Below are 15,203 nucleotides of genomic sequence, written 5' to 3'. Positions count from 1 at the left end.
GCAGGCCCGGCCGGATGGCTTACTCCCCGCCAACTACCGCGGGGCTCTTCAGGTACTGGAAGAAGTCGCTGGAGGGGTCCAGGACCAGCATGTTGTCGTCGCCGGCGAAGCTGTCGCGATAGGCATTCAGGCTGCGCCAGAAGCTGAAGAACTCCTCATCCTGACCGTAGGACTCGGCGAAGATGGCCGCGGCCTCGGCGTCGCCTTCACCCCTCAGGGTCTCGGCACGCTCGTTGGCCTGGGCCAGCAGCACCTGCCGACGCCGGTCGGCATTGGCGCGGATCCGCTCGGCCTCCTCCTGACCCTGGGCGCGCCACTCGCGGGCCTCGCGCTCGCGCTCGGAGCGCATGCGCTCGTAAACCGCGGAGGAGACATCCTCGGGCAGGTCGATACGCTTGACGCGGATATCACGGATGGCCACCCCCAGCTCATCGCGCAGCAGCTGGTCGAGCTCCTCGGTGGGGCCGGTCATCAGGTCATCGCGACGCTCGGCGATGATCTGCTGCAGGTCGAGGCGACCGAACTCGTTACGCAGGCTCTCGTCGACCCGCGGCTGGATCAGCCGGCTGGCCATCAGCTCGTCACCCGCCGTGGCCTCGTAGTACTGGGTCGGGTTGATCACCTGCCACTTGACGTAGGAGTCAACGATCACCGCCTTCTGCTCCAGGGTCAGGTAGCGGCTGGGGTCGGTATCCAGGGTCAGCAACCGGGTATCGAAGGTGCGCACCGTCTGGGTGATTGGCACCTTGAAGTGCAGGCCCGGCTGGATATTCTCCTCGATGATCTCACCGAAGCGCAGCTTGACCGCACGCTCGGTCTCGTCGACCACGTAGAGGCTGTTGCTGGCCAGCCAGGCGACGGCTGCCAGGCCGCCGACAATGAGCAGGGAACGATTATTGATCATTTAGCGGCCCTCCCTGCGGATACCACCGGTGTTGCTGCTGTTGCTGGTGTTGCCGGACGACGAGGCGCCCTGGGTGCCACGCAGGCGCTCCAGCACCCGCGGGTCGAGCTCGCCTTCACCCTCCTGCTGCCCGGCGCTGCCGCCGCTGCCCATCCGGTCGAGGGGCAGGTACATCAGCGGCGCATCGTTGGCGACATCGACCAGCACCTTGGGGGTGCTGCCGAAGACATCGCTGACGGCATCGAGGTAGAGGCGCTCACGCATGATCGAAGGCGTATCCTCATACTGGCCGAGCAGTGCATTGAAGCGGCTCGCCTGACCACGCGCCTCGGCGACCACCGATTCGCGATAGCCCTGGCCCTGCTCGACGATGCGCTGTGCCTGGCCCTGGGCCTCGGGAATGATGGCGTTGGCGTAGGCCATGCCCTGGTTGATGGTGCGCTGGCGATCCTCGCGGGCACGGATGACGTCGTCGAAGGCATCGATGACCTGGTCGGGCGCCGAGGTGGACTCGATGTTGATGGTCTGCAGGCGAATGCCGGTGCCGTAGCTATCCTGGTAGGTCTGCAGGCGACTGGCCACCGAGCTGCCGAGGATCTCGCGACCGGAGGTCAGGATATCGATCATGTCGGTACCGCCGACCACGTGGCGCAGGGCGCTGTCCAGGGCGTTCTCGATGGAGAGCTGCGGGTTGCGCACGTTGAGCACGAAGTCGCGCGGGTCGGCGACCTGATACTGGGCCGAGATCTCGACCTCGACGATGTTCTCGTCGCGGGTCAGCATCGACTGGGTCTGGGTCAGCGAGCGCACACGGGTCACGTTGACCATGCGCACGTCGTCGATCAGCGGCGGGTTCCACTGCAGGCCGGGCGTGACAACCTCCTGGAACTTGCCGAAGCGCAGCACCACGCCGCGCTCTGACTGGTCGACCAGGTAGAAGCCCGAGGCCGCCCAGATGGCCAGGGCCACCACCACCAGCAGGCCCGGCAGGGTGAAGGCGTTGCGTGGCTTGCCACCACCGCCCTTGCCGCCGGCCCCGCCCTTCTTGCCCCCGCGACCACCCAGCATGCCATTGAGCTTGTCCTGAAACTTCTTCAGGGCCTCATCCAGGTCCGGTGGCTGATTGCCACCGCCCTTGCCACCGCCGCCGTTACCGCCGCCGCGACGACCGCCCCCACTCCAGGGGTCGTGCTGGTTGCCACCACCACCAGGCTCATTCCAGGCCATAGGTCTTCTCCACTATACGTTGCTGCCCCGGCCGGTGATGCCGGCCGGGGCCTCGATTGCGATCCTGTCTGTCCATGTCCCGTCTACGGAGACTCCTCCCACGCCTCGCGCTCGCTCAGCGAGGCCGGCAGGTAGTCCTCGGCCCGCTCGCCGAGCCGCGCCATCAGCTGCAGGAAATCGCGACGCGGCAGGCGCACCTGCAGGCGTGTCTGGCCATGCTCGTCGAAGCTCTCCTCACGCACCGCACCCAGCTCGTGCAGGCCGGCGCGTAGCCGTCCCTGCTCGGGCCCCAGGCTCAGCGAGAAATCGATGACATCGTCGGCCAGGCACTCCGAGAGTGCCTGCTCAAGCAGCCCGAGCCCCTTGCCTTCCCGGGCCGAGAGCCAGACCATCTCGGGGCGCCCCTCGCCATCGCGCTCGATGCGCGGGGCGCTGTCCAGCAGGTCGATCTTGTTCATCACCCTGAGCGTCGGGACCCCCAGGGCTCCGATCTCGTCGAGCACCGTCTCGACCTGCTCCACATTGAGCTCACGATCGGGATCGGCGGCATCGATGACGTGAACCAGCAGGCTGGCCTCGGCGGCCTCCTGCAGGGTCGCCTGGAAGGCCTCCACCAGCTTGTGCGGCAGGTGACGGATGAAGCCCACGGTGTCGGCCATCACCACCGGCCCCACATCCTCGATCTCCAGGCGCCGCAGCGTGGGGTCGAGGGTAGCGAAGAGCTGATCGGCCGCATAGACCTTCGCTTCGGTCAGGGCGTTGAACAGCGTTGACTTGCCGGCGTTGGTGTAGCCCACCAGCGAGACGCTGGGAATCTCGGCCCGGGCCCGGGAGCGACGATTCTGATCACGCTGGCCACGCACCTTGTCGAGACGCTTGTTGATCGCCTTGATGCGCCCACGCAGCAGCCGTCGGTCGGTCTCCAACTGGGTCTCACCGGGGCCACGCAGGCCGATACCGCCCTTCTGGCGCTCCAGGTGGGTCCAGCCTCGCACCAGGCGGGTCGACATATACTCCAGCTGGGCCAGCTCCACCTGCAGCTTGCCCTCGTGGGTACGCGCACGCTGGGCAAAGATATCGAGGATCAGGCCGGTACGGTCGATCACGCGGCACTCGAGCTCACGCTCGAGGTTGCGCTGCTGGGAGGGGCTCAGGCCGTGATTGAAGATCACCAGCTCGGCGCCATGGACGCCGAGCGCCTCGCGCAGCTCCTCGAGCTTGCCGGAGCCCAAGAAGGTGCGGGAGTCGGGGCGCTTGCGGCTGCCGGTCAGCAGGATGGCCGGCACGGCACCGGCCGAACGCACGAGCTCCAGGAATTCACCTGGATCCTCGCGCTCCTTCTCGTCCTGGAAGTCCACATGGACGAGTACCGCCGTCTCACCGGCGTCGGGGCGTTCAAAAAACAATCACAACCTCACTCATCTTCCTGCGGCGCGGCAGGATCCTGGGCCGGCAGACGCACATTGCGCGACGGCACCACGGTGGAAATGGCGTGCTTGTAGACCATCTGGCTGACGGTGTTGCGCAGCAGAATGACGAACTGGTCGAAGGACTCGATCTGGCCCTGCAGCTTGATGCCGTTGACCAGGAAGATCGATACCGGGATGCGCTCCTTGCGCAGGATGTTCAGGTACGGATCTTGAAGCGACTGCCCTTTGGACATTTTACTCTCCCTGGATGTGTCTCTGGGGTTGGGTTATTGGGGTTTTCAGGGCCCTTTTCAAGCGGCCCGGCCAGCGGCCTAAGGAACGCCGTATCTTACGCTAAGTGCCGAAATGGCGCACCAGTTTCAGCACCTGGGCCAGGGGCGCCTCGCCCTGGGTGTCTACCCAGTGCAGCGCCTCCCAGCTGCGCATCCAGGTCAGCTGCCGCTTGGCCAGCTGCCGGGTTGCCACGATGCCGCGCTGAGTGAGTCCGGCGCGGTCGACCTCACCATCGAGGTATTCCCACACCTGACGATACCCTACGCTCTTCATCGAGGGCAGTGCCGGCGTCAAATCGTTGCGCGCGCGCAGCGCGGCAACCTCCTCGACCAGGCCACCCTCGAGCATGGCCGCGAAGCGCGTGGCGATGCGCTCGTGCAGCACCCGCCGCTCGCCGGGCGCGAGCCCTATCGACAGCGTTCGCCAGGGAAAGGTTTCCGGGCGCTGTTCCGCCCACAGCGCGCTGAGGGTGCGCCCGCTGATGCGGAAGACCTCCAGGGCACGCAGCAGGCGCTGGGGATCGTTGGGGTGGATCCGCGCCGCCGAGGCGGGGTCGATGCGACCGAGCTCCTGGTGCAGGGCGGCCATGCCGCGGGCCTCGAGCTCGGCCTCGAGCCCGGCGCGCACCATGGGGTCAGAGCTCGGCAGGTTGGCGACCCCGCAGAGCAGCTGGCGCAAGTACATCATGGTGCCCCCCACCAGCAGCGGTACCCGCCCCGCGGCACTGATCTCACGCATCTCGCGCAGGGCGTCCTGGCGAAACTCCGCCGCCGAGTAGGGCTCGGCGGGGTCGCGGATATCGATCAGCCGATGCGGCGCGCGGGCCAGCTCCTGCGCCGAGGGCTTGGCGCTACCGATGTCCATGCCGCGGTAGACCATGGCCGAGTCGACGCTGATCAGCTCGACACCGAGGCGCTCGTGGAGCTCGATGGCAAGGTCGGTCTTGCCGGCGGCGGTGGGGCCCATCAGCAGGATGGCGGGCGGACGCTTATCAGGCATCTAGTTCTCGAGGTCTGTCGGGCTTTGAACCGGGAAGCTTATCCGGCGGCAGACCTACGAGGAGGCGCCGTGACCCCTTCCCTGGGCGCTAGCGATGCCATCCATGGCATAGGACCTCCTCTGCGGTCTGCCCCCGGCGCTTCTCGGAGTTCGGGTGGCTTCTATTTTTCTACTGCCCTCTCATGAAGAGGCGGTCGAGCTGCTGCATGCTCATCTCGGTCCAGGTGGGGCGCCCATGGTTGCACTGGCCACTGCGCTCGGTGCGCTCCATGTCACGCAGCAGGGCGTTCATCTCCGCCAGGGTCAGGCGGCGGTTGGCACGCACACTGCCATGGCAGGCCATGCTGGAGAGCAGCTCGTTGACATGCGCCTCGAGGCGGTCGGAGCGCCCATAGCGCTCGAGCTCGGTGAGCATCTCGCGCACCAGCGACTCCACGTCGGCATCGGCAAGCAGCGCCGGTACCTGGCGCACCAGCAGGGTCTCGGGGCCGGCGACATCGAGCTCGACGCCTAGCCGGGCAAAGGCCTCGCGCTCGCTCTCCGCGACGGCCACTTGCGCATGGCTGGCCGCCAGCGAGACCGGCACCAGCAGCGGCTGGGCCTCGAGGCGCCCGCCATGGACCTGGGCCTTCATGCGCTCGTAGACGATGCGCTCGTGGGCGGCATGCATGTCCACCAGGATCAGGCCGCGCTCGCTCTGGGAGAGGATATAGACGCCATGCAACTGTGCCACGGCATAGCCCAGCGGCGGCGCCCGGGTGTCATCCTGTTCGGGTAACGGCCCGCGCGACGCGGCCTGCGTCGCCTGGCGCTCGGCCAGGGCCTGGCCGGCCGCGGCACCACCGGCACCGGGCGCCGCGGGCTGGGGCGTGAGCAGGCTCTCCTCGTGGTCCGGGTGCAGGCTGCGATAGCCCTCCATGAAGGCCCGCACCCTGTCGGGCGTCACCTTGCCCCCCTCCTCGCGATGCGGCAACGCCATGGGCTGCTGCTGCCAGCGCCCGGGGGCCTCGGCGACCCGCTGCGGCGGGCCATCTGCCGCGTCCTCGCCACCCGCCTCGACCTCGCCGCCCTCCTCGCTCTCGCCGACACCCACGCCGACGCTGCCTGACTGGCCGGCCCGCGTCTCCCCCAGCGCGCGGTGCAGGCTGGAGAAGAGGAAATCATGGACCAGGCGCCCGTCGCGGAAACGCACCTCATGCTTGGTGGGGTGCACGTTGACATCGACCACCGACGGGTCGACCTCCAGGTAGAGGACAAACACCGGGTGGCGACCATGGAAGAGCACGTCGCGGTAGGCCTGGCGCACGGCATGGGCCACCAGGCGGTCACGCACCACGCGGCCGTTGACGAAGAAGTACTGCTGGTCGGCCTGGGCCCGGGAGTGGGTGGGCAGGCCGACCCAGCCCCACAGGCGCAGGCCGGAGGCCTCGAGGTCCAGGTACAGGGCGTGCTCGAGGAACGCCTTGCCGAGTAGCGCGGCGATACGCCGCTCGCGGCTGGCCACGTCCTCCCCGGGACGCAGTTGATGGACGGCCTTGTGATTATGGCGCAGGGTCCAGCCGATATCGTAGCGAGAGAGCGCCTGGCGGCGGAAAGCCTCCTCGACGTGGCCGAACTCGGTCTTCTCGGTGCGCAGGAACTTGCGCCGCGCCGGGGTATTGAAGAACAGGTCGCGCACCGTCACCGAGGTACCCCGGGGGTGCGGTGCCGGGGAGACACGGGCCTCCATGTCGCGGCCCTCCGCCACCACCCGCCAGCCGGCGGTGGGGTCCTCCGCGGGATTGGAGACCAGCTCCAGGCGCGATACCGAACTGATCGAGGCGAGCGCCTCGCCGCGAAACCCCAGGCTGGCCACGCCCTCGAGCTCCTCCAGGGAGACGATCTTGCTGGTGGCGTGGCGCGACAGCGCCAGCGGCAAGTCATCCTCGCCGATGCCACTGCCGTCGTCACGCACCCGGATCAACCGGGCACCGCCGGACTCCAGCTCCACCTCGATGCGTGAGCTGCCGGCGTCGATGGCGTTCTCGACCAGCTCCTTGACCACCGAAGCGGGGCGCTCGACCACCTCGCCGGCGGCGATCTGGTTGGCCAGGCGCGGGTCCAGGACCCGGATACGACGCTGTTGTGACATATCACTCCAAATTAAGCCGTAAGCCGTAAGCCGTAAGCCGTAAGCCGTAAGCCGTAAGCCGTAAGCCGTAAGCCGTAAGCCGTAAGCCGTAAGCCATGATGTCGCCGCCGAAACTCACGACACGGTTTTTTCTTACAGCTTAAAGCTTACAGCTTCCCGAAGGGGTCATGAACGGGGAATGCGCAGCACCTGGCCGACCCGGATCACGTCGCCATTGAGCTCGTTGGCCTGCTTGAGGCGACCCACCGGCACATCGTGACGCGCGGCGATCTCCGACAGGGTATCACCGGGGCGAATGCGGTACTCGTTGCCGGCGGTGCGCCGCCCATTGTCGCGCTGCCAGGCCAGCAGGCTGGCCGGTGGCGGGTTGGTGCGAAAATGCTCCTCCAGGCCGGAGAAGATGGCCTGGGCCATCCGCTGCTGGTGCCCGGAATCGCGCAGGCGCCGCTCCTCCTCGGGATTGGAGATGAAGCCGGTCTCGACCAGCAACGAGGGGATATCGGGTGACTTGAGCACCACGAAGCCAGCCTGCTCCACCCGCGACTTGTGCAGGCGGTTGACGCGACCCATGCGATCCAGCACCTGCCCACCGATGGCGAGGGAGTCGTTGAGCGTCGCGGTCATGGTCAGGTCGAGCAGCACGCCGCGCAGCACCTCGTCCTTGTCCTTGAGCGACAGGTTGCCGTCCACACCGCCGATCAGGTCGGCCTCGTTCTCGCTCTCGGCCAGCCACTGGGCGGTCTCGGAGGTCGCACCGCGCTGGGAGAGGGCGTAGACCGAGCTGCCGTTGGGCCGCGGGCTGTTGAAGGCATCGGCGTGGATGGAGACGAAGAAGTCCGCCTTCTGCTCGCGGGCGATGCGCGTACGCTGGCGCAACCCTACATAGTAATCGCTGTCACGGATCATCACCGCGCGAAAGCCCTCGGTGGCGTTGACCCGTTGCTGGAGGTGCTTGGCAATCTGCAGCACGACATCCTTCTCGCGGGTCCCCGCGGGGCCGATGGCACCAGGATCCTCGCCACCGTGGCCGGCATCGATGGCGATGATGATATCGCGCCGGGGGTGCGGCTGGGCACGCTGCAGTGGCGTCTCGGGCTCGGGCACCGCGGCCGCCCCGCCGAGGTCGGCCTGGGCCTGGGCACGCCTGGCGGCGATCTCCTGCTCGCGGATCATCGCCTCGATGGGGTCGATGGGGTCTTCCACCGCGCTCTCCCCGGGATACTCGAGGTCCACCACCAGGCGGTGGCCATACTGGTCATTGGGGGCCAGGGCAAAGTGCCGCGGGTCCACCTCGCGCTCGAGGTCGAGCACCACGCGCAGGCCGCTGCCGTCCCGCACGCCGGAGCGGATGCGGCTGATGGCGCTGCCGGTCAGGTCGAGCCCGGCGAGGTCGGCCCGCATGCGACTATCATCCAGGTCGATCACCAGGCGACGGGGGTTGTCGAGGGAGAACACCTCGGCCCGGGTGGGCGACGCCAGGTCGAAGACCAGCCGCGCATGGTCGGGCGCCGCCCACAGGCGCAGGTTCTCCACCTCGCCGGCCTGGACCCCGGCCACCGGAGCCAGCGCCAGCACACCCAGCGCCAGCAGGCGATGCAGGGCAGCAAGCCTCATGGGGCGCTCCCTGTGCTGCGGTCATCGGCGAGCCGCCACTCGGCGACGGCGGGCATGGCGCCCAGGCGCTCCAGGGCCACGCGACCATGGGCACTGAGTGCCTCCAGCCGCGCCTCGCGACCATCGCCCACCACGCGCAGCTCGACGCGCAGGTCGGGGTCGGGCAGCCAGCCGGCCCCGCGGGCGGGCCACTCGATCAGGCTCAGGGCGTCGTCGCCGAGCAGGTCGCGGCCACCGATGAACTCCAACTCCTCGGGATCCCCCAGCCGATAGAGATCGAAATGATAGACCCGCACCCCGTCGAGCTCGTAGGGCTCCACCAGGGTATAGGTGGGGCTCTTCACCGCACCGCAATGGCCATAGGCGCGCAGCACGCCACGGGCCAGGGTGGTCTTGCCGGCCCCCAGCTCACCGACGAGATGGACCCGCCCACGCCCTTCCAGGGCACGCCCCAGGCATTCGCCCAGGCCCACCTGGCACGCTTCGTCATCGAGTCGCAGCCACATTGCCCTCGCCCTTTCCATCACACGTCGCCATCAAGCCCTGTCGGGTTGACCAGAATTCGCGCATAGGATGCCAGATCGCCGGCCAGCAGACCACGCTCCCCGGCGTCCGCCGCGGCGAAATCCGCGGCCCGGGCGTGCACCAGCACGCCCAGCCGGGCGGCCATCTCCAGTGGCAGGCCCTGGGCCAGCAGGGCACCGAGCATCCCGGACAACGCATCGCCCATCCCGCCGCTCGCCATGCCCGGGTTGCCGAAGGGGCAGACGGCCATCCCGCCGGGGCCGACGACCAGGCTGCCCGCGCCCTTGAGGATGATCACCCCACCCCAGCGCTCATGCAGTGCCCGCGCCGCCGCGGGGCGATCCGCCTCCACCTCGGCGGCGCTGCAGCCCAGCAGGCGGGCCGCCTCGCCGGGGTGCGGCGTCAGGATCCAGTCGTCGCGGCGCGTCCCGGGGTAGCGCGCCGCCAGCAGGTTGAGCCCGTCGGCATCCACCACCAGCGGCCTGCCGGCATCGAGTGCCGCCTGCAGCACGCCCTGCCCCCAACTGCCCTGCCCCAGGCCCGGCCCTACCACCAGCACATCGGCAAGCGTGGGCAGCGCGCCGAGATCGGCGGCGCCACGAACGCCATGCACCATCACCTCGGGACGGCGCACCAGGCTGGCGGTAACGTGCTCGGGCACGGTCGCCAGGCTCACCTTGCCGGCGCCCAGGCGCGCGCAGGCCTCGGCGGCCAGCAGCGCCGCCCCGCCGAAGCCGGGCGCCCCGCCCAGTATCAGCGCATGGCCGCAGTCGCCCTTGTGGGCGCCTCGCCGACGGGCCGGCAACCGCGCCGTCAGCGGGCTCTCGTCGAGCAACTGCGCTGGCGGCACCAGGTCGACCTCGGCCCGGGCATCCACGCCCAGGTCACGGAAGAGCACCTCGCCGGCGTGGTCGGCGGCGGCACCGGTATAAAGCCCCAGCTTGTCGCCGATAAAGGTCACGGTGGCGGCCGCCCGCACCGCAGCGCCGAGCACCGCACCACTATCGGCATGCAGCCCCGACGGGATGTCGATGGCCAGCACCGGCCGAGCGCTCGCGTTGACCGCCGCGATCGCCTCACGGTAGATGCCGCGCACCTCGCCAGCGAGGCCGGTGCCCAGCATGGCATCCACCAGCAGTTCGCCCTCGAGGCGCATGCCGGCACGCCAGGGCCTGGCGCCAACGCCGGCCGCCGTGGCCATATCCGCGGCGCGCCGGGCATCGCCCGCGAGCTCCTCGATGCCCTTGAGCAGGACACGCTGCACGACGAGTCCCTCGCCGGCGGCCAGGGCGGCCAGCACATGGCCATCGCCGCCGTTGTTGCCGGCGCCACACAGCACCGTCAACGAGCGCACATCGGGCCAGCGCTCCCTCAGGCACTGCCAGGCGGCAGCGCTGGCACGCTGCATCAGGGCGAAGCCCGCGATGCCCCCGGCGATGGTGCGCCGGTCGAGCTCACGCACCTGCTCGGCACGGTAGAGCGGGTGCTGCGAAACGGCAGGATGGCTGTCGGCCATGCAGTGTCTCCCGGGTGGCAATGCTTTATCATGGCGATGGTTCGATGAACGAACTTATCGAACAGTGTAAAGCCTTCGTGGCCTGCGCCAAGTGGCACAGGCCCCCCTGCACGGTGTTTCCGCGATCATGTCTTCCTCGCCTGCCCACGCCGACGCCCCCGACCTGCACGCCCTGGCCGAGCGCATCAAGGCCTGGGGAGGCGAGCTCGGCTTCCAGCAGCTCGGCATCACCGACGTCGACCTCGGCGAGGACGAGGCGCGCCTCGCGCGCTGGCTGGCCGCCGGCCGGCATGGCGAGATGGGCTTCATGGCCAAGCACGGCACCAAGCGTACCCGCCCCGCCGAGCTGGTGCCCGGCACCGTGCGGGTGATCAGTGTGCGCCTGGACTATCTGCCCGCCGAGGTCGAAACCCTGGCCACGCTGGAGAACCCCGAGGCGGCCTATGTATCGCGCTATGCCACCGGCCGCGACTATCACAAGCTGATGCGCAAGCGCCTGGCGACGCTGGCCAAGTGGATCGAGGCCGAGACAGGCCCCTTCGGCTACCGCGCCTTCGTCGACTCGGCTCCGGTGATGGAGCGCGCCCTCGCCCGCAAGGCGGGGCTCGGCTGGGTCGGCAAGAATGCCATGCTGCTCAACCCCCAGGCCGGTTCACTGTTCTTCCTGGGCGAGCTCTATACCGACCTGCCGCTACCGGTGGATGAGGCCTTCGCCTCCGAGCACTGCGGAAGCTGCAGCGCCTGCCGCACGGCCTGCCCGACCGGCGCCATCGTCGAGGACCGCGTGGTGGACGCGCGAGCGTGCATTTCCTACCTGACCATCGAGCTTCACGGCGCCATTCCCGAGCGCTACCGCGAGGCCATGGGCAACCGCGTGTTCGGCTGCGACGACTGCCAGCTGGTCTGCCCCTTCACACGCTTCGCCACCCCCACCACCGAGCCGGATTTCACGCCTCGCCATGACCTCGACCGCGCCAGCCTGCTCGCGCTGTTCGCCTGGGGCGAGGAGGAGTTCCTCGACAAGACTGCCGGCAGCCCGCTGCGCCGCACCGGCTACGAGCGCTGGCTGCGCAACCTCGCCGTGGGGCTCGGCAACGCCCCCTGGAGCGAGGCCATCGAAGCGGCGCTGAAAGCACGCCTGCCCTACCCCTCCGACCTGGTGCGCGAGCATGTGCGCTGGGCGCTGGCCCGCCAGCGGGAAAAGCGCCGGCAAATAATTGCCATCAGCTGACTTGCCGCCCTTGGTCGCGGCTTTTCCGGCGACTTAACCCTTTGGAGGCAGCAGGTACTGTTCAAGTGAGCGGCGCCGGGGACAGGGCTGGAGGGGGTCCTATGCCATGGATGGCATCGGTAGCAATGGGATGGAGTCCTCCCCACCCTATATCGGCGTCGTTGCGCCACACTGGTGGGCGAGAACACCAACCAGCCTGAGGGTGAGGAGAACTCGTCATGAACATTACCCGTGTCGGCGTCGATATCGCAAAGTCTGTTTTTCATGTCCACGGCGTCGATCGCCATGATCAGGTGCAGTGGCAAGGTAAGTACACCCGCGAAAAATGGCTGAATGCGGTCAGCAAGCGGGTGCCGGCGGGAGCCGAGATCGGCATGGAAGCCTGTGCCTCGTCTCACTTCTGGGCGCGGGCCCTGCAGGCGCGGGGCTATCGCGTCAAGTTGATCGCCGCACAGTTCGTGACGCCCTACGTGAAGAGCAACAAGAATGACCGGGTCGACGCCGAAGCGATCTGTGAAGCCATGGGGCGGCCCAGTATGCGCTTCGTGGCCGTCAAGAGCGTCGCTCAGCAGGATACCCAGGCGGCACACCGCATTCGTGAAGAGCTGGTACGGCAGCGCACGGCCAAGGCCAACCAGATACGCGGGCTGGTGGGGGAGTATGGCCTGGTCGCTCCGGTGGGTATCGGTCAGTTGCGTGCCGCCCTGCCTCGCTGGCTGGAAGCGGCAGACAACGGGCTGACGGATGCCTTTCGTGTCCTGCTTGCCGGCCTTGCCGAGGATCTGCGCCACCTGGATGAGCGCATCGCGACGGTCACGGCAAGCCTCGAGCGACAGGCCAAGACCGACCCCGTGGCCAAGCGGCTGATGACGCTGCAGGGTATCGGTCCACTGACCGCCACCGCGCTGGCCGGCGCCCTCGGCGATGGCAAGAGCTTTCGGCGCGGGCGAGATTTTGCCGCCTCGCTCGGCTTGACGCCGCGACAGCACAGCACCGGGGGGCGAGACCGCCTGCTGGGCATCAGCAAACGCGGCGACAGTTACCTGCGCAAGCTACTGGTGCATGGCGCGCGCTCGGTGCTCCGGCATGTGGGCACCAAGGACGACGGCCTGAGCCAGTGGGTCAGGCACCTGGCCGAGCACAAGCATGCCAATGTGGCGGTCGTCGCACTGGCCAACAAGACGGCACGGATCGCCTGGGCGGTAACCCGCCATGAGACGGCCTATGATGCGTCGCTGGCGTCGCGGCTGTCGGCATGAAAAACGATTGGATTTAGCACGTTAGTGTAATATTGAGCATCGTCCACCACGATTGCTGAGCATGCTGCAGGATGGCGAACAGGTCGAACCGACGTCAGACAACCCCTTCTGGACGCTGAGCCTTTTGAGCTCGAGGTAGCGATTGGGAGCTGACGTGCGGATAGCCCATCAAGGTCCGATGCTCATCAGAGCATCATTAACGAGACCGGATATACGTGTGCAGTCGTACCTACCGACCATCGTGCCTCGTGCTTGCAAACGGGGAGGACTCCATATACGCCCAGGGATGGGTTCACAGCGCCCCCGATCAGGCCTGTCGCCGGAAAAGCCGTGCTTTATTCCTCAGTCGCCTACTCCTCCTCATCGCTCCACTGGCCCGGCAGGCGCAGGAAGGTCTCGCGGTAGTGGGCCAGCTCCGCGATGGACTCCTTGATGTCCTCCATGGCCAGGTGGACGTTGCGCTTCTTGAAGCCGGCCAGGGCGCCGGGGTTCCAGCGCTTGGCCAGCTCCTTGAGGGTGGAGACATCCAGGTTGCGGTAGTGAAAGAAGGCCAGCAGCGCGGGCATCTCGCGCTCCAGGAAGCGGCGATCCTGGTGGACGCTGTTGCCGCACATCGGCGAGGCACCGGCCTCGACGTGGGCGGCCAGGAACCCGAGGGTGCGGCGCTCCGCCGCGGCGGTATCGACGCTGCTGGCCTGCACCCGCGCGGTCAGCCCGGACTCGCCGTGGGTCCTGGTGCACCACTCATCCATCGCCTCGAGCAGGCTGTCCGGCTGCCTGACCGCAATCACCGGCCCCTCGGCGATGACATTGAGCTCGGCGTCGGTGACCAGGGTGGCGACCTCGATGATCCGCTCCTTCTCCGGGTCCAGCCCGGTCATCTCCAGATCGATCCACACCAGGCGCTGCTTGCGGGGATCCTGCCTGTCGTCCTGCACTGGCGCTTTCAAGCTCATGGTAAGCCTTCTCCTGCGGGCCGGCTCGCAACGTCGCGACAGCCGGTGTCATGGGTGAGTACAATGCCATCATTGTACCGAGCATCAGGGCCTCATGAGCAAACGCAAGCTGAGTCGCCAGCAGCGCTGGCGTATCGAGAAGATCCAGGCCGAACGCGCCGCGCGTGCGACCCGACATGACGTCCAGGAAGGCGAACTGCTGGCCGCGGGGGAGTACGGCCCCGAGCGGTCGGGACGCGTGATTGCCCACTTCGGCCGTACCCTGGACGTGCGGCCGGACGACGACGGCGAGGCGGTACGCTGCCACCTGCGCGCCAACCTCGAAGGCCTGGTCACGGGCGATCGGGTGGTCTGGCGCGGCAGGACGGATACCGAGGGACGCACCGTGGAGGGCGTGGTCGTGGCCCGCGGTGAGCGCGCAAGCGTGCTAGAACGCCCCAATGCCCGCGGCCAGCTCAAGCCAGTGGCGGCCAATATCGATCAGATCCTGATCGTCTTCGCGGTGGAGCCCGAGCCATACCCCAACCTGATCGACCGCTACCTGGTGGCCGCCGAGGCCACCGGGATCCCCCCGGTGCTGGTGCTCAACAAGGTCGACCTGCTGCCCGCTGACGGTGGCGAGTTGCTGGCGCTGCTGCGCCGCTACGAGGGACTGGGCTACCCGGTGGTGACCACCACCACCGAGCGTGAAGGGGGGCTCGACCTCCTCCACGCCCGCCTCGCCGGCCGCACCTCGGTGTTCGTGGGCCAGAGCGGCGTGGGCAAGTCGTCGCTGATCGACCGCCTGCTGCCCGATGAGGAACTCCGCATCGGCGAGCTGTCGAAGGATTCACGCAAGGGGACCCACACCACCACGACCGCGCGGCTCTATCATCTCCCGGAGGCGGCGGGTGCCAAGCTGATCGACTCACCCGGGATCCGCGAGTTCGGCCTGATTCATCTCGACGAGGCCCAGGTGGCCCAGGGCTTTATCGAGTTTCGCGAACTGCTGGGGCACTGCCGCTTTCGCGACTGTCGCCACCGCCAGGAGCCCGGTTGCGCCCTGCTCGAGGCGGTGGAGCGTGGCGAGATCCACCCCGAACGCTTTGCCAGCTACCGGCGCATCCTCGACTCGTTGGAATAAGCATAAGGAGACCAC

Annotated in this window: 13 protein-coding genes; 3 read left to right on the top strand and 10 right to left on the bottom strand. The window is 68.1% G+C overall.

Translation table 11 applies throughout. The features are described from left to right. Positions 1–19: 19 nt before the first annotated feature. From hflC to NFH66_RS04355, 9 genes are all read right to left on the bottom strand, one after another. Positions 20–904 carry a protease modulator HflC gene (gene hflC / locus NFH66_RS04395; RefSeq protein ID WP_349608680.1) on the bottom strand — a complete coding sequence of 295 codons (885 nt, stop codon included), beginning with the start codon at positions 902–904 and terminating at the stop codon, positions 20–22. Continuing rightward, on the bottom strand, positions 905–2,131 hold the full coding sequence (gene hflK / locus NFH66_RS04390; protein ID WP_349608679.1) for an FtsH protease activity modulator HflK: 1,227 nt from the start codon (positions 2,129–2,131) through the stop codon (positions 905–907). 83 nt (positions 2,132–2,214) lie between these two features. Next, a complete protein-coding gene (gene hflX / locus NFH66_RS04385) occupies positions 2,215–3,537 on the bottom strand; it encodes a ribosome rescue GTPase HflX (RefSeq protein ID WP_349608678.1) in 1,323 nt (440 codons plus the stop codon). An 8-nt stretch (positions 3,538–3,545) separates the two neighbouring features. Next, on the bottom strand, positions 3,546–3,794 hold the full coding sequence (hfq, locus tag NFH66_RS04380) for an RNA chaperone Hfq (protein ID WP_161431466.1): 249 nt from the start codon (positions 3,792–3,794) through the stop codon (positions 3,546–3,548). A gap of 100 nt (positions 3,795–3,894) precedes the next feature. Beyond that, entirely contained in the window at positions 3,895–4,833 is a 939-nt protein-coding gene (gene miaA, locus NFH66_RS04375; RefSeq protein ID WP_349608677.1) for a tRNA (adenosine(37)-N6)-dimethylallyltransferase MiaA, read from the bottom strand. A gap of 169 nt (positions 4,834–5,002) precedes the next feature. Further along, positions 5,003–6,964, bottom strand: coding sequence for a DNA mismatch repair endonuclease MutL (gene mutL, locus NFH66_RS04370; protein ID WP_349608675.1), 1,962 nt, complete (start codon positions 6,962–6,964; stop codon positions 5,003–5,005). A 165-nt stretch (positions 6,965–7,129) separates the two neighbouring features. Then, positions 7,130–8,578, bottom strand: coding sequence for an N-acetylmuramoyl-L-alanine amidase (locus tag NFH66_RS04365; RefSeq protein ID WP_349608673.1), 1,449 nt, complete (start codon positions 8,576–8,578; stop codon positions 7,130–7,132). Next, positions 8,575–9,084, bottom strand: coding sequence for a tRNA (adenosine(37)-N6)-threonylcarbamoyltransferase complex ATPase subunit type 1 TsaE (gene tsaE / locus NFH66_RS04360; protein WP_349608670.1), 510 nt, complete (start codon positions 9,082–9,084; stop codon positions 8,575–8,577). Before tsaE ends, NFH66_RS04365 begins: the two co-directional genes overlap by 4 nt. Before the next feature lie 17 nt (positions 9,085–9,101). Next, entirely contained in the window at positions 9,102–10,619 is a 1,518-nt protein-coding gene (locus tag NFH66_RS04355) for an NAD(P)H-hydrate dehydratase (protein WP_349608669.1), read from the bottom strand. A 127-nt stretch (positions 10,620–10,746) separates the two neighbouring features. Here NFH66_RS04355 and queG point away from each other — a divergent pair, with 127 nt between their 5' ends. Then, a complete protein-coding gene (gene queG / locus NFH66_RS04350) occupies positions 10,747–11,850 on the top strand; it encodes a tRNA epoxyqueuosine(34) reductase QueG (protein WP_349608668.1) in 1,104 nt (367 codons plus the stop codon). A gap of 218 nt (positions 11,851–12,068) precedes the next feature. Further along, entirely contained in the window at positions 12,069–13,109 is a 1,041-nt protein-coding gene (locus NFH66_RS04345; protein ID WP_023006782.1) for an IS110 family RNA-guided transposase, read from the top strand. A 350-nt stretch (positions 13,110–13,459) separates the two neighbouring features. Here NFH66_RS04345 and orn read toward each other — a convergent pair whose 3' ends face one another. Next, positions 13,460–14,065: an oligoribonuclease gene (gene orn, locus NFH66_RS04340; RefSeq protein ID WP_349608667.1), complete on the bottom strand. Its 606-nt coding sequence runs from the start codon at positions 14,063–14,065 to the stop codon at positions 13,460–13,462. Positions 14,066–14,159: 94 nt separating this feature from the next. Between orn and rsgA the strand changes: the two genes are divergently transcribed. Beyond that, positions 14,160–15,188, top strand: a complete 1,029-nt coding sequence (rsgA, locus tag NFH66_RS04335) for a small ribosomal subunit biogenesis GTPase RsgA (RefSeq protein ID WP_349608666.1) — start codon at positions 14,160–14,162, stop codon at positions 15,186–15,188. Positions 15,189–15,203: the final 15 nt, after the last annotated feature.

Source organism: Halomonas sp. H10-9-1, from assembly GCF_040147005.1.
In the GTDB taxonomy this organism is placed as follows: Bacteria; Pseudomonadota; Gammaproteobacteria; order Pseudomonadales; family Halomonadaceae; genus Halomonas.
This window is presented reverse-complemented; position numbering and strand designations above follow the sequence as displayed.

Coding starts and splice junctions, on each gene's coding strand:
- queG (WP_349608668.1), top strand. CDS start 10,747: ATGTCTTCCTCGCCTGCCCACGCCGACGCCCCCGACCTGCACGCCCTG.
- orn (WP_349608667.1), bottom strand. CDS start 14,065: ATGAGCTTGAAAGCGCCAGTGCAGGACGACAGGCAGGATCCCCGCAAG.
- NFH66_RS04365 (WP_349608673.1), bottom strand. CDS start 8,578: ATGAGGCTTGCTGCCCTGCATCGCCTGCTGGCGCTGGGTGTGCTGGCG.
- hfq (WP_161431466.1), bottom strand. CDS start 3,794: ATGTCCAAAGGGCAGTCGCTTCAAGATCCGTACCTGAACATCCTGCGC.
- NFH66_RS04355 (WP_349608669.1), bottom strand. CDS start 10,619: ATGGCCGACAGCCATCCTGCCGTTTCGCAGCACCCGCTCTACCGTGCC.
- hflC (WP_349608680.1), bottom strand. CDS start 904: ATGATCAATAATCGTTCCCTGCTCATTGTCGGCGGCCTGGCAGCCGTC.
- mutL (WP_349608675.1), bottom strand. CDS start 6,964: ATGTCACAACAGCGTCGTATCCGGGTCCTGGACCCGCGCCTGGCCAAC.
- NFH66_RS04345 (WP_023006782.1), top strand. CDS start 12,069: ATGAACATTACCCGTGTCGGCGTCGATATCGCAAAGTCTGTTTTTCAT.
- hflK (WP_349608679.1), bottom strand. CDS start 2,131: ATGGCCTGGAATGAGCCTGGTGGTGGTGGCAACCAGCACGACCCCTGG.
- rsgA (WP_349608666.1), top strand. CDS start 14,160: ATGAGCAAACGCAAGCTGAGTCGCCAGCAGCGCTGGCGTATCGAGAAG.
- miaA (WP_349608677.1), bottom strand. CDS start 4,833: ATGCCTGATAAGCGTCCGCCCGCCATCCTGCTGATGGGCCCCACCGCC.
- tsaE (WP_349608670.1), bottom strand. CDS start 9,084: ATGTGGCTGCGACTCGATGACGAAGCGTGCCAGGTGGGCCTGGGCGAA.